This is a genomic window from Streptomyces kanamyceticus (assembly GCF_008704495.1).
In the GTDB taxonomy this organism is placed as follows: domain Bacteria; phylum Actinomycetota; class Actinomycetes; order Streptomycetales; family Streptomycetaceae; genus Streptomyces; species Streptomyces kanamyceticus.
On sequence record NZ_CP023699.1, the window covers coordinates 9,900,708 to 9,921,547 of the forward strand.

Genomic DNA, 20,840 nt, shown 5'->3' on the forward strand with positions numbered 1-20,840 from the left:
CGGAAGTCAGCGCCCGGTGGCGCCGTCGATGAGTTCGCGGAGGATGTCGGCGTGGCCCGCGTGGCGGCCGGTTTCCTCGATCATGTGGGTAAGTGCCCAGCGCACACTGGGAGATGAGCCCGGACGCCCCGGCCGGGGGAGTGGCGCGCCGAGGTCGGTGCATGCGTCGAGGGCCTTGTTCGCGCGGTCGACGGTGGCCCGGTAGCGGGCGACCACGTCGGCGACGCTGTCCTGCGGGTCGGGCCGGAAGGTGGCCTGCCAGTCGCCGACCTTCTCACCGAGGAACGTCGCGCTCTCCACGGCCGCCAGGTGGTTGAGTACGCCGAGCAGGCTCGTGCCCGAGGGCACCATCGACGCCCGGGCCTGGGGTTCCGCGGCGCCCTCCACCTTCGAGGCGATCGAGACGCGCAGGTAGTCGAGGAAGCCGCGCAGGACATCGGCTTCGTCGTTCGCGGTCCGGGGCGGCGGGGTGTCCTTGCGGGTCATCACGCCGTCCTGCGTACGAGCAGGACGTGGTCGATGACCTCGGCCGTGCTTCCGTCGGGGCCGATCGCCGTCCGGCTCGGCGTGTCCGCGCGGTCGATCTCCCACTGCTCGGGGGAGAGGTCCAGCAGCGCCGCGACCTCTTGAGGGGTCGGGTACCGCACGCCGGGGTCCTGGTTCCATGACCACGGTGCCGTCGATCCGTGGTCGACGATCAGGAGTCGTCCGCCCACCCGCAGCAGACCTGCGGCGGCGTTGAGGACGGGCGTCCTGTCCTGGTCGTAGGGGGTGTGGAAGTAGTGGGCGGTGACCAGGTCGCAGCGTAGGTCGGGCAGCGAGGCGCGTACGTCGTGCTGCGTGGCGGTGATCCGGTCGCCCAGGCCGCGTGCGCGGGCCTTCTGGGCGAGCGCCGCGGTCGCCACGGCCGAGACGTCGAGAGCGGTGACGCGCCAGCCCTGGTCGGCGAGCCACAGGGCGTCGCCGCCGCCCCCGCATCCGAGGTCCAGCGCGTCCCCCGGCGGGAGCGCGGTGACCGTCTCGACGAGGCGGGCGTTCGGTCGCGGCTCCTCGGGCGTGGGCCGTTCCGTGTACACCGCGTCCCAGTACCGTGCGGCTTCGGCGCTCTTCATCGTGTGCCTTCCCCTCGATCGCTCCGTGGGTTCCCCCGGATTCCGTGGGGCCAGTCTCAATCGGTGTGCCGTAAAGAGCATTGTTCGTTGCTGTTTCGGCAAGTGCGGTCCACGGTCGCGGAGTTCGGTGCCTCAGGGTGACGTGGCCTGCCAGCCGTTCTCCAGCAGGTCGAAGGCGCGCGTGAGGGCCTGGCGCGGGTCGTCGTGGCCGTGGACGGCACGGGGGGCCTCCAGGGCGAAGTGGGCCAGGGCGGCGCAGGCGGGGTCGTCCGCGGGCAGGCCGCTCTCCTCGGCGATGACCTGCGCCAGGGCGGCGGAGTGACGCAGCCACATGCTCTGGAGGTAGTCGCGCAGGGCCGGGGTGTCGTTCACCAGACCGGCGAAGGCGGCGAAGCGAGGGTCGCTGTCCGCGGCCGCCAGACGGTGGCTCAGCGCGTGGTCGCGCAGCGCCGCGGGGATGGACCGCCCGGCGGTCCTTTCGCGTACGGCGGCGAGCAGGCGGGCCTCGTGCTCGGCGTCCTCGTCGAAGACCAGGGCCTCCTTGACCGGGAAGTGCTTGAACAGCGTGGTGGTGGAGACGTCCGCGGCGTCCGCGATCTCGCGGATGCCGACGTCGTCGTACCCGCGCTCCAGGAACAGGCGCAGTGCCGCGTCGGCGATGGCCTGCCGGGTGGCGGCCTTCTTGCGCTCGCGGCGGCCCGCGGGTGCCGAGGCGGCGGCGGTCTCGGTTTTGGTCATGCCGGACAGTCTACCTTTGAGTTGAACAGTTCATTAAGGGGCTCGACTCAATTAGGTGAGCGACTCATAAAGTGCAACGGTTGCAGTTAGTGAATCGGTGTGCTCTTCTGAGATGGCGGCCCGCCACGCCCCACCCCACCCCACTCCAGTTCCTCGAAGGAGCGATCAGTCATGTCCTCTCCCACGCCCCGCATCGCGGTCATCGGCGCCGGACTTGGCGGCCTGACCTGCGCCCGCGTCCTCCAGCGGCACGGTATCGCCGTCACTGTCCACGACCTGGACGCCTCCGGGGCCGCACGCGACCAGGGCGGCACCCTCGACATGCACCCGGACTCCGGTCAACACGCCCTGAATCAGGCAGGATTGATGGACGAGTTCCTTGCCCTGTCGCGTCCCGAGGGGCAGCAGATGCGGGTGATGGACGGCGGCTCAGGACGGATCCTGTTCGACGCCGTCCCGCCCGAGGCCGAGACCGTCGAGGGCAATCCCGAGATAGATCGCGGCCAACTGCGCGCCCTGCTGCTGGAGTCCCTCGAGCCCGGCACCGTGCGCTGGGACCACAAGCTCACCCGCGTCGAACCCCTCGGCGACGGCACCCACCGCCTGCACTTCGCCGACGGCACCACCGTCGACGCCGACCTCGTCGTCGGCGCCGACGGTGCCTGGTCCAGGGTCCGCCGGCAACTGTCCGGCGCGACGCCCGGCTACACCGGTGTCACTTTCGTGGAGACCGGCTTCGACGACGCCGACACCCGCCACCCCCGCCTGGCCGAACTCACCGGCGCGGGCACGATGATGGCCCTCCACGACCAGCGGGGCATCGTGGCCCAGCGCAACAGCGGCGGACACATCCGCGTCTACGTCGCCATGCGTACGGACGAGGACTGGTACCGCCGGGCCGGGCTCGACCTCACCGACACCGACACCGCCGCCGTACGCGAGGCCCTCCTGAAGAAATTCACCGGCTGGAGCGAGGAGTTGCTCGGGTTCATCACGGACACGGACACGGGCTACGTCAACCGCCCGCTGTACGCCTTGCCCGTCCCGCACACCTGGACCCACACACCTGGCCTCACCCTCCTCGGAGACGCCGCACACCTGATGTCCCCGTTCTCCGGGATGGGCGCCAACCTCGCCATGCGCGACGGCGCGGACCTCGCGCAGGCCCTCGTCGACGCTTCGGTCATCGACCAGGCCGTCATCGCCTACGAGGACCTCCTCCTGCCGCGCTCCATCGAAGCGGCCGAGGGCGCTGCCGGTGCCATTGCCGACACCTTCGGCCCCGACGGCGCCGCCAGGGTGCTCGCCCACATGACGGGCGCCGACGACGACGCCACCGACGGCGACGGGTCGGTCAGCCGCGAAGATCCGCGTCCAGCACGCGGATCAGCTCACCGACCCGTCCGCCACCACCCGGTGCCGTCGGAAAACGTGTGAGTACGTCGACGACGGCCGGTGTCACACGACGTACCGCCCGCTGAAGGTGTTCGGCGCCCACGGCCGGATCATCACCGGCGACGAGCTCGGCCGCTCGCGCGGCGTGCGCGCCCGCGCCGAGGATGTGCTTGACCTGGGTGGCCTTGGCCAACGGGTGCAGATAGGCGGCGCCCGCCGCGGCCATCGCGGCCCGCGCCGCCTCGCGGGCGGCCGCGGTGTCCGTGTCCTTGGCCGCCTTGAGCGCCGCCCACGCGGCGTCGCGCAGTGCCTTCCCGCGCTCGCCGCCCCGGGCGAACACCCACGCCGTACCGATCGCGTCCCGGGGGCGTGGGTCGTCCGGCCGATCGGCCTCGAACACGTCGAGGACCGTCTCCGCGCAGGCCGCGGCGTACGCGGTGACCTCACGAAGATCCTGCTTGCTCAGAGCGATGCCGCTCGTTTCCGCTGACATGCGCCCATCTTCGGTCACCCTTCGGTCATCGCGCCGCTACGCCCGATCGATGCGGTAGACGCTGCCGCCGATGTCGAGGGCGTAGAGCTCGCGATTGCCGCCCTGGACGAACGAGATGACCTCGCCGCCGTTGACTCCGAGGTCGTGCGTGCCGGTCACCTTCCCGTCCTTGATCTCCAGCGAGCGGATGGTGCCGTCGCAGTAGTCGCTGTACACGTACTGGCCCCTGAGGGCCGGGATCGCCTTGCCCCGGTAGACGAATCCGCCGGTCACCGAGCAGCCGAGGCCGGTGCGGTCGTACTCGTGGACCGGTGGCACGTGGTTCGCGGGTTCGGTGCCCTCGCGGAAGGGGTGGTTGCCCTCCATCTGGGACCAGCCGTAGTTCTCGCCGCCCTCGCTCTTGGCGGGAGCCCAGTCGATCTCCTCCCAGGCACTCTGGCCGACGTCACCGATCAGCAGGTCGCCCGTGCCCGCGTCGAAGGAGAACCGCCACGGGTTGCGCAGCCCGTAGGCCCAGATCTCGTCCTTCGCCTTCGGGTCGTCCACGAACGGATTGTCCTGGGGGATCGCGTACGGCTTGCCGCCGTGCGGGTCGATCCGAAGCAGCTTGCCGAGCAGCGTGTCGAGGTTCTGTCCGTTGCCGTGCGGGTCGCCGCCCGAGCCGCCGTCGCCGAGGGCGATGTAGAGGTAGCCGTCGGGGCCGAACTTGATGTCGCCGCCGTTGTGGTTCGAGTACGGCTGGGTCTGGGTGATGACGGTGCGCCGGGTCTCCGGCCGGATCTTGCCGTGCCGTACGGCGAACTCGTCGACGGTGCTGGTGCCTTCGAGGTTCGTGAACGAGATGTAGAAGTGCGCGAACTTCTTGTCGAACGCGATGCCCAGCAGGCCGCGTTCGCCGTCGGTGGTGGTCTCGGCGGAGATGTCGAGCACGGGCGCGCTGAGTGCACCCCGGTCCAAGACCCTTACGGTTCCCGCGCGTTCGGCGATCCAGACCGTTCCGCCCGGGCCTGCCGCGCCCGCGGTCGGGTTCTTGGCCGTGGTCACCTTCGTCAGTGCGACCTTGGCGGCCTGACGCGGGGCCGCGGACTCGTCCGCGGACGCCGTGGTGAGGGCGAGGGACGCGATGAGGCAGAGGGTGCCGATGATCGCCGAGCTTCTGGTGCGAACTTTCACCGTGAGCCTCCTGGAGGCGGCGAATGGCTACTGGCCACGGCTGAGGATACTGGGACAGCGGTGGTTGGTGTAGACCAAGGCGGCATCCATCTGCCGCCGTGTGGGTCCTTTCCCCTCGCCGACGGGTCTTTCCGAGCCCTCTCAGGGGGCAGGGCAACGCGCAGAAGACCGGCCGACGACCAGCAGTCAAACGCGTCATGCACGGTCCGTGCACTCCCTGCCGCCCCTACAACCACGCTCGGGCATCCGCGTGTCGAACTCCACGCCGGACTCTCCGGCGATTAGTCATCACGCCAGTAACTGACCGCACCAGCAACGGAGTTCACGTGCACCTGCGTACCCGCGCCGCGAGACTGACCGCGGCCGCCGCCCTCGCCCTGACGACCTTCGCGCTCGGCGTCCCGGCCGCCCATGGCTCCACCGCCGAGCAAGGATCAACTGCCGCCCGCACGACGGCCGATGAGCCGACGGCGGCCTACCGGGTGGCGCTCTCCAGCAGCGCCGCCACCACCGACTTCGCCCACCGCACCACCGACCTCAGCGGCACCGTGACCCGCGCCGACGGCACCCCCGTCGCGGACGCGCCGGTCAAGCTCACCAAGATCGTCCTGTACAAGACGTGGAACCCGTGGGGCGACCCCATCGACCCGACCGAGCGCGAGTCCCTCGACCTGGGTGCCGTCCGCGCGGACGCCCAGGGGCGGTTCGCGCTCTCCGACGTGCGGGCGGACCGCTGGCTGGACCAGGGCAGCGTGTACGTCTTCCCCCGGCATCAGGTGGAGTTCCAGGCCTCGTACGACCCGGGACCGCCCGACGACAACGAGATCTACTTCGCCTACGACACGCTCACCGTCCAGCCGGTCGCCAGTGCCCTCACCTACAAGGTGAACCGCACCAAGGTGCGCGCCGGTGACACACTCGTCGTCACGGGCAAGGTCACCTGGCCCGCCGGGCACGGCCCGGTCGCCGGTACCCAGGTGCTGCTGCGGACCTACTACGAGTCCGCCTACGACGCGCGGGCCACCACCGACGCCCGGGGCAACTTCGAGGTGCGCGCCAAGATCCGGGACTACGACAACGAGTTCGTGCTCTTCTCCGCGCCCAAGGACTACTACATCGCGGGTGCGAGCAAGGAGCTGCCGGTCAAGAACGTCACCCCGCGGCCGTGAGCGTCACCTGAGGTAGCAGACAGAGAGCCCGCCGCCGGTACGCCGACGGTGGCGGGCGCCCTCAAGTGGCGTCGGGCATGAGCGGCGGGCCGCCGTCCTCGACGGCGAGCGCCACGGTCCGCAGGAGGGCGGACAGGTGTGCCAACTCGCGCTCGCCCAGGGGCGCGAGCAGTGTGGCCTCGGCCGCCCGCTGGTCGTCGATCACCGCCGACCACGCCTCGGCTCCCTCGGGGGTCAGGCCGACGAGGAGACTGCGGCGGTCCTCCGGTGGATGCTCGCGCGTGATCAGGCCCGACGACTGGAGCCGGTCGAGGCGGTTGGTGAGGGTCGCCGGATGGATGCCGAGTCCCCGTGCGAGACGCGTGGGTGTCATGCGATAGGGCTCGCCCGCCGATCGCAGGCGCCACAGGATCTCGTACTCCCACAGCTTCAGCCCGTGCCGCGCCAGGGCGGCCTCCTTCTGCCCGTGCAGGTGCCGGACCAGCATCTGCATGCGGGTGACCGCGCCCTCCAACTCCGGTACGAGACCGGGCACTTCCCGCTCCCAGCGGGTGATGTGCCGATCGACCGAGTCCCGTGTCTGTGTCGATGTCGTCGTCGACTTGCCTGTTGTCACGGCTCCACCCTATCGCCCATAAATTACGGACTCAGATAATTTGAAATCGTAGTAACGTCCCGGGTCATGCCGACCTTCACGCTCTCCGGCCGCATCGACGAGCACGTCATCGACAGCGCGCTGCTCCGTGACAATCCCCTCCGCGACCCCGCCCGACGGCCGCTGTGGGTCTACACCCCGCCCGGCTACGAGGAGGCGCCCGGGCGCCGCTACCCCGTCGTCTACCTGCTGCTCGGATACGCGGGAACGCTGCCGGTCTGGGGCAACCGCACGGCCTTCCGGCAGCCCGTTCCCGAGCTCGCCGACGCGCTCTTCGCCCGCGGTGACGCGCCCGGCACGCTGCTGGTGTTCGTGGACGCCTGGACCACGTACGGCGGCAGCCAGTTCATCGACTCGCCGGGCACCGGCCGCTACCACTCGTATCTGTGCGAGGAGCTCGTGCCGTACGTCGACGCCCACTACCGCACCCTGCCCGAACGTGAACACCGGGCCATCGCGGGCAAGTCGAGCGGCGGTCTCGGCGCCGCGGTCAGCGCGATGCTCCGCCCCGACCTGTTCGGCGCGTTCGCCACGCACTCCGGGGACTCGCTGTCCCAGGCGCAGTACCAGCCGCACTTCCTCACCGCGGCCCGCCAGTTGAGGCCCTACGGCGGCGACATCTTCCGCTGGTGGGACGACTTCCGCTCGCGGGTCGCCTTCACCAAGGAGGAGGACCTGAACCTCCTGGAGATCCTCGGGGTCTCCGCCTGCTTCTCCCCGGGGCCCGACGGCACGCCCACCCTGCCCTTCGACCCGCGCACCGGCGCACTGCGCGAAGAGGAGTGGCAGCGCTGGCTGGCCTGGGACCCGGTACGCATGGCCGCCGACCACGCCGAGGCGCTGCGCTCCCAGCGCGGCATCTGGATCGACGCCGGAACCCGCGACGAGTGGTTCCTCGACCTGGGCGCACTGGCCTTCCGCGACGCGATCGCCGAGGCCGGAGTGCGGGACACCGACGTGCACTTCGAACTCTTCGAGGGCGGCCACCACGCCGTCGAGTACCGCATGCCGCCCGCTCTCGTGTGGCTGGCTCACCGCATCGCGGAGCCGCGGGAGTGCGACTAGAAGTGGCGGTCTGCGGGTGCCGGGGGGTGGTTCGACACGCCGGGCCGAAAGTCATCTCAGAGGCCGCGCCGGGTGGGGGTGCGGTTCACGCCGAACGCGCGGTCGTGCCGGTGTCGGACGTTTACCGGCGGCGTGCCCGGAGAACCGGGTGGTGTCGCCGGGAAGGACGCACGGTGCAGTCCGCACCGCCTGACCGGACCGGCTAGCGCACGGAGGTCACACCATGACCGAGAACATCTGGAGGTACCCCTCCTCGGCAGGTCACACTCCCAACGCCGACCTGACGGGGTACAAGGTCGAGGCGACGGACGGGCAGATCGGCAAGGTCGACAAGCACTCGAACGACGTCGACTCGCAGTACATCGTCGTCGACACCGGCGTGTGGATCTTCGGCAAGGAGGTTCTGCTGCCGGCGGGGACCATCACGGGCATCGACCCGGAAGCGAAGACGATCCAGGTGGCGCGGACCAAGGACCAGATCAAGGACGCGCCTGAGTTCGACAAGCACAAGCACCTGACCGACCCGGCGTACCACGACCAGATCGGTACGTACTACGGCGCCCACTTCCCGGGCGGCCCGGGCCGCATGGTCTGATCCCGCGACGAGCGGGGCGGGGCCGGACCCTGGACAGGGGTCCGGCCCCGCCGTGTCGTCAGCCCCTGACGCGCTCCCGCACCCACGCGCCAGCGGGCTTGAGCACGCCGGTGCCCGCCCACTCGTCGCCATCGCAGGTGCCCGGCTTGAAGACCGCCCCCGAGCGGGAGTCGTCCGAGTAGTTCCAGTTGGTCCAGGAGATGTTCTTCTGCTTCATGAGGTCGATGTACTTCTGGGACATCGCGAAGTCGTTGCCGCCGTCACCCGATGCCTCCTGGGTACCGAACTCGGTGACGAACATGGGGATTTCGTCGGCGGCCCTGGACAGCGTCCGCAGATACTCGTCGTCGTGGTCGGCGGCATAGAAGTGGAACGTGTACATCACGTTCTCCGCGTCGACCGGGTTGTCGATGACCTCCCTCTCGTCCGCGCCTTCGGAGACGCCGAGCGAGGACCAGGCGCGGGTTCCGACGAGCGCGATGCCGTCGGGGTCGTACCGCCGGATGACGGGGATGATCTCCTCCGCGTACGACTTGATCTCGGACCATTCGACGCCGCTGGGTTCGTTGGCTATCTCGTAGAACACATTGGGCTGATCCGCGTACTTCTTCGCCATGTCGGTGAAGAACTTCTTGGCCAGCGCGGTGTTCGCGTTGGGGTCGCCGGGGTCGAGCATGTGCCAGTCGATGATGGCGTACATGCCGCGCTCGATGGCCTGGTCGATCACGCGCTGGGCGATTTCGGTGAACTTCGCCGGGTCGGTCTCGTAGCCGTCCTCCTGGACGTACGTGGAGACGCGCAGCACATCGGCACCCCAGTCCTTGGCCAGGGCGTCGAGCGAGCCGTCCGTGAGGCACTGCTCGTACCACTGCGTGCCGTGCGAGCTCATGCCCCTGAGCTGGACGGCCTTGCCCTGCGCGGAACACAGATCGGTGCCGCACAGCTTGAGCTGCCCGTTCAGAGCCACCGGCGATCCGGCCGGGGCCCGGACGGTGCCGGTGTCCTGTGCGGTGCCCTGCTCGGCGCTCGCGTCCGCGCTGAACTGCGGGGCGACGGTGAGGAGCGAGCCCACGGCGAGTGCCGCGGCGATGGTGATCCAGCGGCGGTGGAGCCGGGGGTGGCGTCGGCCGGGAGTGGGATGTGCCATGGGAGGTGCCTCCTGTGTTCGCGTCACTCTGTGGGGAAGTGCTTCAGCGCGTGTTCAGGGGGTGCTGTGGGGTGCTGTGGGGGCCCGATCGAAAGGTGGGGTTGGCGGGAAAAGCTAAGGTCCTTTCCCGGCGCCGTCAAGACTGACAGGAAAGTTTCCTAATTGCTCACCGTGCGCCCCGCGTCGCCGCACGGACACCCGCTCACAGCCCTGGGCGAGGATCGGATCATGGTTCAATTCCGTGCGTGTACATATCCGTTGGTGGTGAGTAGCGCATGGTGGAGTCGCTGAGTCCCTCGGACCCCCGGCAGGTCGGCCCCTATCGGATCGAAGGACGCCTTGGCCAGGGCGGCATGGGGTCGGTCTTCCTCGGTACGTCACCGGCCGGCCGGTCGGTCGCGGTGAAGCTGATCCGGCGCGAGTTCGCGGCGGCGCCGCAGTTCCGTGAGCGTTTCGCGCGCGAGGTCGAGGCCGCGCGCCGCGTCGGTGGTTTCCACACCGCGCAGGTCGTCGACGCGGACCCCGAGGCCGCGTCCCCCTGGCTGGTCACCGAGTTCATCGCGGGCCCGACGCTGCGGCAACTCGTCACCGAGCAGGGGCCGCTGCCCGCCGATGCCGTCCTGCGCCTTGGCGCGGGCCTCGCGGAGGGCCTCGTCGCGATCCACAAGTGCGCCCTGGTACACCGCGACCTGAAGCCCGGCAATGTCATCCTCGCCCCGGACGGGCCGCGCATCATCGACTTCGGCATCGCCCACGCGCCGGACACCGGGACGATGACGCACACCGGCACGCTCATCGGCACGTACGCCTACATGTCGCCGGAACAGATACGCACCCCGGCCGACGTCACGCCCGCCTGCGACGTCTTCTCCCTCGGCTCGGTGCTCACCTTCGCCGCCACCGGCCGAAGCCCCTTCGACGCGTCGAACGTCCCGGCGATCATTCACCGGGTCACCGGCGAACCACCCGTACTCACGGGGCTCGACGGGCACCCGGGACTGCACCAGCTGGTGAGCACCTGCCTGGCCAAGGACCCCGCCGCGCGGCCCTCCGCCGCGGATCTCCTGCACCGGCTCTCCACCACGGCCGCACCGCCGGTCGCCCCTCTACCACCCGTCCCGTCGGCCCCGCCCGTGGCAGCCCCGACGGATCCCGCCGCGAAGCCGGTCGGGCGACGAGCCCTGATGATCGGCGGGATCGCCGCTGCCGCCACGGCGGCCGTCGCCGTGCCCGCCTACCTCCTCTGGCCGGAAGACGCCCCCGCGTCCGACCGGAAGCCCACGTCGAAGGGCGGCAGCACACCTCGCCCTTCCGCCTCCCGCACCGCGACCAGACCGGTCGCCCAACTGACCGGCCACACCCAGGACATCAGCTGCCTCGCCTTCGCCCCGGACGGCAGCACCCTGGCCACCGGAGCCCAGGACAAGACGCTGCGGCTGTGGGACGCGGGCGCCGGTCGCTCGATCGCCACGCTCGAAGGCCACACCGAGAACGTCATGGCGGTCGTGTACAGCCGTGACGGGCGCACCCTGTTCACCGGCGGCTTCGACAAGACGCTGCGCAGCTGGGACGTGCGCAGCGGCGCGCCGAAGCGCGTGATCACCACGTACGAAGGCGAGTACGACAGCGTCAACTGCCTGGCCATCAGCCCCGACGGCAAGACCCTCGCCGTCGGCGTGGGCAGCCGCGTCGAACTGGTGAGCCCCGCGACAGGCCGTGCGAGGGCCACGCTCACCGGTCACACGGGGAGCATGGGCTGGGTCGCGTTCAGCCCGGACGGCGCGACGGTCGCCAGCGTGGCCGCCGACCTCAAGGAGGGCACGATCCGGCTGTGGAACGCCCGCACCGGCCGCCTGACCAAGACACTGACCGCAGACCGGAAGAAGAACTACTCCCAGGTCACGTTCAGCGAGGACGGCGCCACCCTCATCGCCAACGGAGCGGGTGTCCGGCTCTGGGACGTGGACGCGGGCCGCAGCACCAGGACACTCACCGACCAGCACGAGTACGTCCTGGCGGCGGCCTACCGGCCGGGAAAGCCGGGGCACGGCGTGATCGCCGGTGCGGGTGGCTACGTCGAGATGGAGGGCGTCGACACGGTGGGCCGCTCCGTCACCCTCTGGTCCATGTCCACCGGCGAGGTCACCGCGACGCTGATCGGCGGTCCGTCGAAGTCCGCGCTCCGGGCCTCGATTCCCGCGGTGGCGTTCAGCCCGGACGGCAAGACCCTGGCGGGTGTGCTCAACCCGGCGGCGGACGCGGACGGCGTCGAACCTTCGGTGCAGCTGTGGAAACTCCCGTAGGACAGCCTGACTCACTTCAACTCCGCCAGCTCGCGCCTCAGTTGGCTTCTCGACTCTTCGACCGGACGGTACTCATGGACGCGTTGGATCCCGACGACCCGCAGTGGGTCGGCCCTTACCGCCTGGAAGGGCGGCTCGGCGAGGGAGGCATGGGGTCGGTCTTCCTCGGCACGTCGCCCGGTGGCCGACAGGTCGCGGTGAAGCTGATCCGGCGGGAGCTCGCGGCGGCGCCGCAGTTCCGTGAGCGTTTCGCGCGCGAGGTCGAGGCCGCGCGCCGCGTCGGCGGTTTCCACACCGCGCAGGTCGTCGACGCGGACCCCGAGGCCGCGTCCCCCTGGCTGGTCACGGCGTTCATCCCGGGCCCGACCCTGCACGACGTGGTCACGTCGGACGGCGCGCTCGCCCCGGACGCCGTCCTGCGGCTCGGCGCGGGTCTCGCGGAGGGTCTCGCCGCGATCCACGCATGCGGCCTGGTGCACCGCGACCTCAAGCCCGGCAACGTCATCCTGGCCCCCGACGGGCCGCGCATCATCGACTTCGGCATCGCGCGGGCGGTGGACGCCAGTTCCCTCACGGCGACGGGCACCGTCATCGGCACCTACTCGTACATGTCACCGGAACAGATCCGCGCCGACCGGGCGGGAGCCCCGAGCGACGTGTTCTCCCTCGGCTCCGTCCTGGCGTTCGCCGCCACGGGGCGCGGCCCGTTCGACGCACCGACCCTGATCGAAGTCGTCCAGCGGATTCTGGATCAGCCGCCGGTGCTCGATGGCGTCGAGGGCGGCGACGGTGAGGGGGCGGGGCGGCTCCGTACCTTGCTGAGCGAATGCCTGGCCAAGGATCCGGGCGCGCGGCCGCCCGTCGGCGACCTCCCCGCCCGCTTCGCGGGACGCCCCTCAAGTCCCTCAAGCCTCCCAAGTCCCTCAAGTCCCTCAAGCGAGGCCCCCGTCGACCCGCGCGTGCCCGTGCGGGATCACACGGTCCTGCTCGCGGCCCAGCAGCCCCGCCTCGCCACGGTGACAGCCCCGACCGGCCCTCGTACGCCCCGCATGACGGCGCCCCGACCGAGCCCACGGGCGGGAACGCGGGTGGAGTGTCCCGGCGGACGCTCCTCTTCGCCGGTCTGGGCGTCGCGGCGGCGGCCACCGCGGGGGCCGTAGTCCTTACACGGCGAGACGACTCCAGCGGCGGAAAGAAGACGGACAAGGCAGACGGGGCGGACGGGGCAGACGGGGCGGACAAGAAGGACCCGGGCAAGAACCCAGGCGACACCTCTGACACCTCCGCCTCCAAGGGGTCCGTCGCCCTGAAGGGCCTCAACTCCGTACGCGCCCTCGCCTTCTCCGCGGACGGCAACACGCTGTGCGGCACCGGCAGCAACGGCATCTGCCGCTGGGACGTGACCTCCACGAAGGGCACGCCCGTACACATCGGCATGCCGGGATACCTGCAGCCCACCGTGATCAGCCGCGACCTCCAGTACGTGGTGCGGGCGGAGGAGAACAAGATCCGGGTCTGGAACACCGAGAACGGCAAGCTCATACGCACCTTCACCGGCCCCGGCAAGGCCGGTGGCCAGGACGGCTGGGCCACCGATGTCACCATCAGCCCGGACGGCGGGACCGTGGTGGCGGCCACCACCAAGGGCCTGTACGTCTGGGAGGTGAGCTCGGGGAAGAGGCTCGCCGTCCGCAAGGACTCGGAGGGCGGCCCGGTGGCGTTCAGGAGCGACGGCAAGATGCTGGTGGCCGGGCGCCCCTTGCGGCTGCGGAACCCGACCGGCGTGCCGACGGCCACCGTCAAGGACAGCGAGAACGCCGCGGTCGGCGCGTTCAGCCCCGACGGCGAACTGCTGGCCTACGCGGACCAGTCGGGACCGATCCACGTGTGGAACACCGGATCGAACCAGGAGACCGTCACGCTCGACAACCCGGACAGCATGATCCACGCGCTCGCGTTCCACCCCGCGGGCGATCTCCTGGCGAGCGGTGGCCAGGACGGCACGGTGCGGGTGTGGAGCAGGGTGACGGGAAAGAAGGTCAGCTCGTTCAAGGGCCCCACCTCCGTGGAGGCGCTGGCGTTCAGCCCGGACGGCAAGTGGCTGGCGGCGGGCCTCATGAGCGCGGTGCACTACTCGGACAAGGATGCGGTCCTGCTGTGGACGCTCACGTGAGGGCGCTCATGTGAGGGCGCTCATGTGACGGGCCGGTGCCCCGCAGGACGCACACCCCCCTATCCCTAGGCCGTCAGCTTCCCGCGCTTGAGGTGCAACACCTCGTCCGACGCCGCCGCGACCTCCTTGGAGTGGGTCACGACGATCACGCACTTGCCGTCGTCGTGCGCGAGTCGGCGGAACACCTCGATGATTCCGTCGGCCGTCTCGTGGTCGAGGCTGCCGGTGGGCTCGTCCGCGAAGAGGATGTCCACCTCGCAGGCGAGGGCGCGGGCGATGGCCACGCGTTGTTGCTGGCCGCCGGAGAGCTGCAGGGTGCGGCGGTGGTGTTCGGTGGGCTCGACGCCGAGCAGCGTGAGCAGTTCGACGGCGCGCTGCTTGCGGCGGCCCGCCTTGACGCCGGTGATCTCCATGGCGGAGGTGATGTTCTGCACCGCGGTCATGTACGTCAGCAGGTTCAGGGACTGGAAGACGGTCGCCACGTGCTGGTTGCGGTACCGGCCGAGGCCCAGGTGCGCGACGTCCCTGCCCTGGAAGCTCACCGTGCCGGAGCTCGGCGCGTCAAGGCCGCTGGCCAGGGAGAGGAGCGTGGTCTTGCCGGATCCGGAGGGGCCGACGACGGCGTACATCCGCCCGGCCTCGAAGCGGTAGTTGACGCCCTTGAGTACGGTGCGGCGGCGGCTGCCGCTCTGGTAGGTGCGGGTCACGTCGGTGAGTTCGAGCATGGCGTCGCTGGAGTGGGCGGAGTGGTCGGAATGAGCAGAGTGGTTGGAGTGCGTGGCGTGGGTGGTCACGTCAGTCGCCCTTCGTGAGGATGTCGCGCGGGTTCAGGCGCAGGACGCGGGAGCCGGGGACCAGGGTGGCCAGGGCCGCGATGCCCAGCCCCGTGGCGCCGACCTTGCCGATGTCGGCGGGGCCGATGCGGATGTCCATGGAGCTGATCGGCCGGGCCTCGGGCTCCTTGTCCCCGGCGGCGCCGTTCCCCATGGAGTTGGCGTAGTCCGGCTCCTGGGACTTGTTCGCGGCGTCCTCCTCGGCCGAGGACACCTCACCGGCCAGCAGCTTGTCGCCGATGCTCTGCGAAAGGACCTGGCTGCAGGCACCCGCGAGGCCGATGGCGACGACCGCGCAGGCGACGACCTCGACGAGGTGCTGGCCGAGCAGCCGCGGCTTCCTCTCTCCCAGGGAGAGGAGGATGCCGAGTTCCTTGCGGCGCTCGCGCAGCGAAGAGGCGACGATCAGCGCGAGGATCACGGTGCCCGCGAGGGCGACGAGCCAGACGGTGACGGATGCGAAGTCCGCGGTCTTGCTGATGGGGCCGACGAGCGTCTTGTACTGCTTGTCGTTCACGGTGATCGGGAAGATCCGCAGATCGGCGCCCGCCGCCTCGGCGTCCTTCTTGAGCCGGTCGAGGTCCTCGGGGTCCTTGAGGGTGAAGGTGGCGTTCTTGAGGACGGTGTCCTTGTCGCCCTTGCCCTCCAGCTTCGAGCCGCCGCCGGGGGTGACGTACAGGCGGTTGGCCGGGTCCATCATCGCGGGGACGTACTGGCCGCTGTCGGGCGTGCTGTTCTTGTAGATGCCGACGACCTTGAAGGAGTACTCCCGCTTGTCGCGCTCCTGACCGGCGCCCGGCAGCACACCGACCATGAGCTTCATGCGGTCGCCGACCTCGAGGTGGTTGTCCTTGGCGACGCGCTCCTCGACGACGATCTCGTCGCTCTTGCTGTCGGGAGTGATGCCGTGTCCCGCGACCAGCTCCGAGTCGCCGTTGCGGAATTCCTTGACCTCGCCGAGATCGAGGATTCCGGAGGCGCTGAACAGGTCCGTGCCGAGTGAGTCCTGGCCCTGCGGAGGGGGAACGGGCTGGTGCAGCTTGGTGGATTTCGTGGGAAAGGCGCCGCCGTCCGTCGAGTAATTGCACTTCGCCACCGCGGTCGACTCGCAGATCTTGTCGACGAGGCTCGCGTGCAGATCACCCGCCTTGCCGATGCTGCCGCCCTGCGGCCCGTCCGGCTTCTCCATTTTCCCCGAGTTGATCAGGCCGTTCACGTCCAGCTGCATCGTGGCCACCGCGCCCACCCGCTGCTTGGCGGCGTCCGCGGCACGTGCGGCGGCGGCCTCGATGAGGAAGCCGGAGAGCACCAGGGTGCAGATCACGAAGAAGAGGCCGACGAGCATCAGCGTCTTCCCGAGGTGGCCCGTCAGCCGCCACCAGGCCCGTTTGAAGAGGTTCATGCCATGGGACGCTAGGCAGTTCCCGCTTTCAACCGTGTTTGGTTCCCGCGGTGCGGCCGCCGTCCTCATACACGGTTCACAGACGAGATCTGGTAAATGTGGGCGTGGCAAGGGCGAATTACCGGGACCGAGTATCCGGTAATTCATGGAATTCTCAGCCGCGCGGAAGCTCCTTTCACGGCGTCCCGGGGCGAGCGGGACCGATCGGGGCTCACCGACCGGGACGGACCGATCGGGCGAGGGCGGGCGGACGCGTGCGGGTGCTGGTGGTCGAGGACGAGCAGTACATGGCGCGCGTCATCGAGATGGGGCTGCGCCGCGAGGCCATGGCGGTGGACGTGGTCCACGACGGCGAGGCCGCGCTGGAGAGGGTGTCCGTATACGACTACGACACGGTGGTCCTCGACCGGGACCTGCCGGGCGTGCACGGCGACGAGGTCTGCCGCCGCATCGTCGCCCAGGGCCTGGACTGCCGCATCCTCATGCTGACGGCCGCGGGCCGCCTCGGCGACAAGGTGGCGGGCCTCGGCCTCGGCGCCGACGACTACCTGGCCAAGCCCTTCGACTTCCCCGAGCTGGTCGCCCGGCTGCGCGCCCTGTACCGGCGCAGCCCCCAGGCCCACGCGCCCGTGCTCACCTTCGCCGACCTCACCTTCGACACGCACCGGCGCCGGGTCGCCCGCGCGGGCCAGGAGATCCGTCTCACCCCGAAGGAACTGGCGGTCCTGGAGCTGCTGCTGCGCGCCGACGGCGGGGTGCTCAGCGCCGAGTACCTCCTGGACAAGGCGTGGGACGCGCACACCGACCCGCTGACCAACGCCGTCCGCCTCGTCGTGCACACGCTGCGCAAGAAGCTGGGCGAGCCGCAGCTCGTGCACACCGCGATCAGCGCGGGCTACTACCTGGGCAGCGAGTGAGGCTGCCCAGGCGCGGGCGCCCCCGGGCCCTCAGCATCCATCTGCGGCTCTTCCTCGGCTTCGGCGGCGCCCTGGTCGCCTGCTCGGCGCTGATGGTCGCCGTGATCTACGTCGGGATCCGCTTCGTCCCCACGTACGACCTGACGACTCCCATCGAGGTGCCGAGCCCCCTGCCGAGCAGCTCCTCCGGCGAGCCGCAGTGGATCGAACCCCACACGGTGAGCCCGAGCGGCACCCCCGAACCCGGGCAGAAGATCCCCGCGTCAGGCGTGGTCCGGGACAAGGAGGACGTCTGGGCCTCGGTGCTCGCGATCTCCATCGGCGGGCTCCTTGTGGTGACCGCGGTGGGGCTGGCCGCGGGCTGGGTGCTCTCGCGCAGGCTGCTCGCACCGCTGCACACGATCAACCGGGCGGCCGCTCAGGCGGGCGAGGGCGACCTGGCGTACCGCATCAACGCGCAGGGTCCGCGTGACGAGCTCAAGCAGCTCGCGGACACCTTCGACACCACCCTGGAACGCCTGGAGGAGTCCTTCGCCGCGCACCAGCGGTTCGCCGCGAACGCCTCGCACGAGCTGCTCACCCCCCTGGCCACCACGCGGGCCGCGCTGCAGCTCGCGGCCGCCGACGACTCGGGGGAGTCGCTGCGCGAACTGCTTCCGATGCTCACGGAGACCAATGAGCGCAACATTCGGGTCGTGAAGGAACTCCTGGCTCTCGCCGCCGCCGACCAAGTCCCGTGCGACGCCGAGCCGGTCGACTTCGCGGCTCTCGTACGGGAGGTCGTCGCCGACGCCACCGCGCCCGCCGAAGGAGCCGCGCTCGCCGTCCACGCCGATGTCGCCCCCTGCGAAGTCCTGGGCAGCGCGACGCTGTTGAGGCAGCTGGTGACGAACCTCGTCGAGAACGCCGTCACCCACAACACCGGAGCCCCGGACGGCTTCGTGGACGTGACCGTGCGCGACGAGGGCGCGGAAGGTGTGGTCCTCGAGGTCGGCAACTCCGGTCCGCGGATCGCCCCGGAGATCACCGACCGCCTCTTCGAACCGTTCTACCGGGCGAGGCCCCGGGTGGGCAGCGAACGCGGCCACGGCCTGGGACTCGCCCTGGTCCGCTCGGTGGCCCGCGCCCACGGCGGCACGGCATCGGCGACGGCACGCACGGGCGGAGGGCTCGTGGTGCGGGTCGTGCTGCCGGGGCCGAGCGCCTGACCGGCCCGGCATACGTGTCTGAAAAACCGCCGTGGGTGTGAGCCCACCCATAGGAGCCACGTCACATGCTAAGCGCGGTAGTAGCGCCGACGGAGAATCGCGACGGGGCCCTGTGGTGGTCGTGAAGGGGCTGGTCAGGGCGGTCTGCGTACCGGGGTAGTACGTCACACCTTTGCGTCCTGACACCGTGCGCCGTTATGCCTGGCTGACACACGCAAGCAGAGCCCCCCACGCGCCATCCGCGCATTGGAGAGTCACCGCCGCATGTCCCCCACGCACATCAAGGCCGGCGCCGCCCGCACCGGCCGCACCGCTCGTCTCCGCAAGCTCTCCGTGGCAGGCATCGCCACCGCCGGTGCCGCCGCCGCGGCCCTCACGCTGGTTCCCTCGCCCGCGCACGCCGCCGAGGCGGCCGCGCCGAGCGCCGCCGTGACCAAGGCCGCCGCCGAGAAGAACTACCCGGACAGCCTCGACGGCTGGATCCGCGAGTCGCTCGACATCATGAAGGCCAAGGGCATCCCCGGTACGTACGAGGGGCTGCACCGCAACATCATGCGCGAGTCGTCCGGAAACCCGAACGCGCAGAACGGCTGGGACGTCAACGCGCAGAACGGCACCCCGTCCAAGGGCCTGCTGCAGGTCATCCAGCCGACCTTCGACACCTACCACGTCGAGGGCACCGCGAACGAGCTGACGGACCCGGTCGCCAACATCACCGCGGCCGCCAACTATGCCGCCGACAGGTACGGCTCCATCGACAACGTCGACTCCGCCTACTGAGCGGGGGCAGCGCATGTCGTACGGGAGCGGAACCCGGAGCAAGCCGCGGAAGAGGGCCCTGCGGTACGTCGCGTGGGGCGCGCTCGGCGTCGCCCTCGTCGGCGGAGGAGGCCTCGCCTACGCCTGGCAGCACCTCGACGGCAACATCCGGGGCACGGACGTCAACGCCGCGCTCGGACACGACCGGCCCGGCGAGCGGCGCGACGGGTCCATGAACATCCTCCTGCTCGGGTCGGACTCCCGGGGCGGAACCCGCGGTCAGTACGGCCGCGGCGTCAGCGGCGCCCGCGCCGACACGGCGATGGTCCTGCACGTCGACAAGACCCACAAGAAGGCTTCGGTCGTCAGTATCCCGCGCGACACGATGGTCGAGCGCCCCCGGTGCGCGAAGCCGCACGGCGGCACCGCGCCGGGCGCGCGGCAGACCATGTTCAACTCGTCGTACCAGGTGGGCGGCCCTGCCTGCACCGTGAAGACGGTCGAGAAGATGTCGGACGTCCGCATGGACCACTACCTCGAAGTCGACTTCAAGGGATTCGAGAAGCTCATCGACGAGCTCGGCGGCGTGGACATCACCACCCGCGAGGCCATCGACGACCCCAACAGCGGCCTCGACCTGACCGCGGGCAAGCACATGCTGAAGGGCAAGGAGGCGCTGGAGCTCGTCCGGACCCGGCACGGCGTCGGCGACGGCAGCGACCTCGGCCGCATCCAGCTCCAGCAGGCGTTCATCAAGGCCCTGATCCACCGCGCCGACACCGTCGATCCGCTCGGCAGCCCGGCCAAGTCGTACGCACTCGCGGACACCGCCACCAAGGCCATCAGCGCCGACTCCGAGCTGGCGTCGGCGGACAAACTCCTCGGCCTGGCGAAGGAGTTGAGGGGCATAAGCCCCGACCGCACCGACACCGTCACGATGCCGGTCACCTACGACGCGCGGAACTCGGGACGCGTCCTGCCCCTGGACAAGGCATCGCACCGGGTCTGGACCGCGCTGCGCGAGGACAGGGCCATCCCGAAGTCGGCGACCGAGGCGTCGGTGGGCGACGCGACGAAGTCGCCGGTTTCGGCGGGTTCCTGACGCCGCGGCAGAGCGGTGCGACCACAAGCAGTCGACAGCGCGTACGTCAACAGGGCACACGGGGCACACAAAGCGCGAACAAGGCGTGTACGCGGAGCGCCTGACTGAGGAAGATGGGCAGTGAAGGCGTCGGCATGCCGTCCCGATCCCGGTGGTGGTGTGCCGACGCAGGCATGGGGACATGGGGAGAGCACAACATGACAGACGTCTCCGATGCGTCCGTGGACCGGCTGGCCGCACCCACGATCGACGAAGCGGTCGACAGCGCGGTGGTCCTGGACGACGGAATTCCGCAGCTGGTGATCCGTGTTGAGCCGTACGCGGGGATGAGCGGCGGAGATCAGGTCTATCTGCGCTGGGACACCGGAGTCCTGCGGACCTCGCGGGTCGAAACACACGTCGTCGACGCCACCGAAGTGGGGCACAGCACCCTCTTCACCATCCCGACCCCGAGGCCCGGCGCCGCCAGGGTCAGCTACGTCATCAGCCGCGCCACCGGGGAGTGGCGGGCCTCGGACCGGCTGGACATCACGGTGCGCGGCCGGGGGTCGTGGCACGGCCCCCGATGAGGGAGCCACGTCGGCACTGAGCAGGGCGAGTT

Annotated in this window: 21 protein-coding genes; 12 read left to right on the plus strand and 9 right to left on the minus strand. The window is 70.3% G+C overall.

Annotated elements, in window-relative coordinates:
• Positions 1 to 6: 6 nt before the first annotated feature.
• From CP970_RS42805 to CP970_RS42815, 3 genes are all read right to left on the minus strand, one after another.
• The gene (locus CP970_RS42805; protein ID WP_055545007.1) at positions 7 to 486 is read right to left on the minus strand and encodes a DinB family protein; all 480 of its coding nucleotides are present in this window, start codon (positions 484 to 486) and stop codon (positions 7 to 9) included.
• Complete coding sequence (locus tag CP970_RS42810; protein WP_055545006.1) at positions 486 to 1,112, minus strand: SAM-dependent methyltransferase; 627 nt, start codon at positions 1,110 to 1,112, stop codon at positions 486 to 488. Before CP970_RS42810 ends, CP970_RS42805 begins: the two co-directional genes overlap by 1 nt.
• A 132-nt stretch (positions 1,113 to 1,244) precedes the next feature.
• Positions 1,245 to 1,850 (minus strand): TetR/AcrR family transcriptional regulator, encoded by a 606-nt coding sequence (locus CP970_RS42815; RefSeq protein WP_055545005.1) that lies wholly within the window; start codon positions 1,848 to 1,850, stop codon positions 1,245 to 1,247.
• Between the two features lie 171 nt (positions 1,851 to 2,021).
• Here CP970_RS42815 and CP970_RS42820 point away from each other — a divergent pair, with 171 nt between their 5' ends.
• Positions 2,022 to 3,287 carry an FAD-dependent oxidoreductase gene (locus tag CP970_RS42820; RefSeq protein WP_079043285.1) on the plus strand — a complete coding sequence of 422 codons (1,266 nt, stop codon included), beginning with the start codon at positions 2,022 to 2,024 and terminating at the stop codon, positions 3,285 to 3,287.
• Here the strand turns inward: CP970_RS42820 and CP970_RS42825 are convergent.
• Both CP970_RS42825 and CP970_RS42830 read right to left on the minus strand, forming a co-directional pair.
• A complete protein-coding gene (locus tag CP970_RS42825) occupies positions 3,205 to 3,738 on the minus strand; it encodes a putative immunity protein (RefSeq protein WP_055545004.1) in 534 nt (177 codons plus the stop codon). The two genes, CP970_RS42820 and CP970_RS42825, sit on opposite strands and share 83 nt — an antisense overlap.
• A gap of 36 nt (positions 3,739 to 3,774) precedes the next feature.
• Positions 3,775 to 4,911, minus strand: coding sequence for a PQQ-dependent sugar dehydrogenase (locus tag CP970_RS42830; protein ID WP_055545003.1), 1,137 nt, complete (start codon positions 4,909 to 4,911; stop codon positions 3,775 to 3,777).
• A 326-nt stretch (positions 4,912 to 5,237) separates the two neighbouring features.
• On the opposite strand from CP970_RS42830, the gene CP970_RS42835 reads away from it, so the two are divergent.
• Positions 5,238 to 6,080 (plus strand): hypothetical protein, encoded by an 843-nt coding sequence (locus tag CP970_RS42835; protein ID WP_055545002.1) that lies wholly within the window; start codon positions 5,238 to 5,240, stop codon positions 6,078 to 6,080.
• A gap of 61 nt (positions 6,081 to 6,141) precedes the next feature.
• Here CP970_RS42835 and CP970_RS42840 read toward each other — a convergent pair whose 3' ends face one another.
• Positions 6,142 to 6,696, minus strand: coding sequence for a MarR family winged helix-turn-helix transcriptional regulator (locus CP970_RS42840; protein ID WP_055545001.1), 555 nt, complete (start codon positions 6,694 to 6,696; stop codon positions 6,142 to 6,144).
• Positions 6,697 to 6,762: 66 nt separating this feature from the next.
• Between CP970_RS42840 and CP970_RS42845 the strand changes: the two genes are divergently transcribed.
• The gene (locus tag CP970_RS42845) at positions 6,763 to 7,800 is read left to right on the plus strand and encodes an alpha/beta hydrolase (RefSeq protein WP_055545000.1); all 1,038 of its coding nucleotides are present in this window, start codon (positions 6,763 to 6,765) and stop codon (positions 7,798 to 7,800) included.
• A gap of 223 nt (positions 7,801 to 8,023) precedes the next feature.
• The gene (locus tag CP970_RS42850; protein ID WP_055544999.1) at positions 8,024 to 8,395 is read left to right on the plus strand and encodes a PRC-barrel domain-containing protein; all 372 of its coding nucleotides are present in this window, start codon (positions 8,024 to 8,026) and stop codon (positions 8,393 to 8,395) included.
• 58 nt (positions 8,396 to 8,453) lie between these two features.
• Here CP970_RS42850 and CP970_RS42855 read toward each other — a convergent pair whose 3' ends face one another.
• On the minus strand, positions 8,454 to 9,542 hold the full coding sequence (locus CP970_RS42855; protein ID WP_055544998.1) for a glycoside hydrolase family 5 protein: 1,089 nt from the start codon (positions 9,540 to 9,542) through the stop codon (positions 8,454 to 8,456).
• Positions 9,543 to 9,817: 275 nt separating this feature from the next.
• Here CP970_RS42855 and CP970_RS42860 point away from each other — a divergent pair, with 275 nt between their 5' ends.
• The 3 genes from CP970_RS42860 to CP970_RS42870 all read left to right on the plus strand — a co-directional run bounded on the left by CP970_RS42860 (position 9,818) and on the right by CP970_RS42870 (position 14,018).
• On the plus strand, positions 9,818 to 11,845 hold the full coding sequence (locus CP970_RS42860) for a WD40 repeat domain-containing serine/threonine protein kinase (protein WP_055544997.1): 2,028 nt from the start codon (positions 9,818 to 9,820) through the stop codon (positions 11,843 to 11,845).
• A gap of 74 nt (positions 11,846 to 11,919) precedes the next feature.
• Positions 11,920 to 13,005, plus strand: coding sequence for a serine/threonine-protein kinase (locus tag CP970_RS42865; RefSeq protein ID WP_150494677.1), 1,086 nt, complete (start codon positions 11,920 to 11,922; stop codon positions 13,003 to 13,005).
• Positions 12,939 to 14,018, plus strand: coding sequence for a WD40 repeat domain-containing protein (locus CP970_RS42870; RefSeq protein WP_191095026.1), 1,080 nt, complete (start codon positions 12,939 to 12,941; stop codon positions 14,016 to 14,018). The genes CP970_RS42865 and CP970_RS42870 overlap by 67 nt, the downstream gene beginning before the upstream one ends.
• Before the next feature lie 65 nt (positions 14,019 to 14,083).
• Here the strand turns inward: CP970_RS42870 and CP970_RS42875 are convergent, their stop codons facing one another.
• Both CP970_RS42875 and CP970_RS42880 read right to left on the minus strand, forming a co-directional pair.
• Positions 14,084 to 14,812, minus strand: a complete 729-nt coding sequence (locus tag CP970_RS42875) for an ABC transporter ATP-binding protein (RefSeq protein WP_224059051.1) — start codon at positions 14,810 to 14,812, stop codon at positions 14,084 to 14,086.
• A gap of 1 nt (position 14,813) precedes the next feature.
• A complete protein-coding gene (locus tag CP970_RS42880; RefSeq protein ID WP_055544995.1) occupies positions 14,814 to 16,253 on the minus strand; it encodes an ABC transporter permease in 1,440 nt (479 codons plus the stop codon).
• A gap of 254 nt (positions 16,254 to 16,507) precedes the next feature.
• Between CP970_RS42880 and CP970_RS42885 the strand changes: the two genes are divergently transcribed.
• The 5 genes from CP970_RS42885 (at position 16,508) to CP970_RS42905 (ending at position 20,808) form a co-directional block, all read left to right on the plus strand.
• On the plus strand, positions 16,508 to 17,170 hold the full coding sequence (locus tag CP970_RS42885) for a response regulator transcription factor (protein WP_055544994.1): 663 nt from the start codon (positions 16,508 to 16,510) through the stop codon (positions 17,168 to 17,170).
• Complete coding sequence (locus tag CP970_RS42890; RefSeq protein WP_055544993.1) at positions 17,167 to 18,378, plus strand: sensor histidine kinase; 1,212 nt, start codon at positions 17,167 to 17,169, stop codon at positions 18,376 to 18,378. Before CP970_RS42885 ends, CP970_RS42890 begins: the two co-directional genes overlap by 4 nt.
• Before the next feature lie 264 nt (positions 18,379 to 18,642).
• The gene (locus CP970_RS42895) at positions 18,643 to 19,158 is read left to right on the plus strand and encodes a transglycosylase SLT domain-containing protein (RefSeq protein WP_055544992.1); all 516 of its coding nucleotides are present in this window, start codon (positions 18,643 to 18,645) and stop codon (positions 19,156 to 19,158) included.
• A 13-nt stretch (positions 19,159 to 19,171) separates the two neighbouring features.
• The gene (locus CP970_RS42900; protein WP_055544991.1) at positions 19,172 to 20,239 is read left to right on the plus strand and encodes an LCP family protein; all 1,068 of its coding nucleotides are present in this window, start codon (positions 19,172 to 19,174) and stop codon (positions 20,237 to 20,239) included.
• 197 nt (positions 20,240 to 20,436) lie between these two features.
• A complete protein-coding gene (locus tag CP970_RS42905) occupies positions 20,437 to 20,808 on the plus strand; it encodes a hypothetical protein (RefSeq protein WP_055544990.1) in 372 nt (123 codons plus the stop codon).
• Positions 20,809 to 20,840 lie beyond the last annotated feature (32 nt).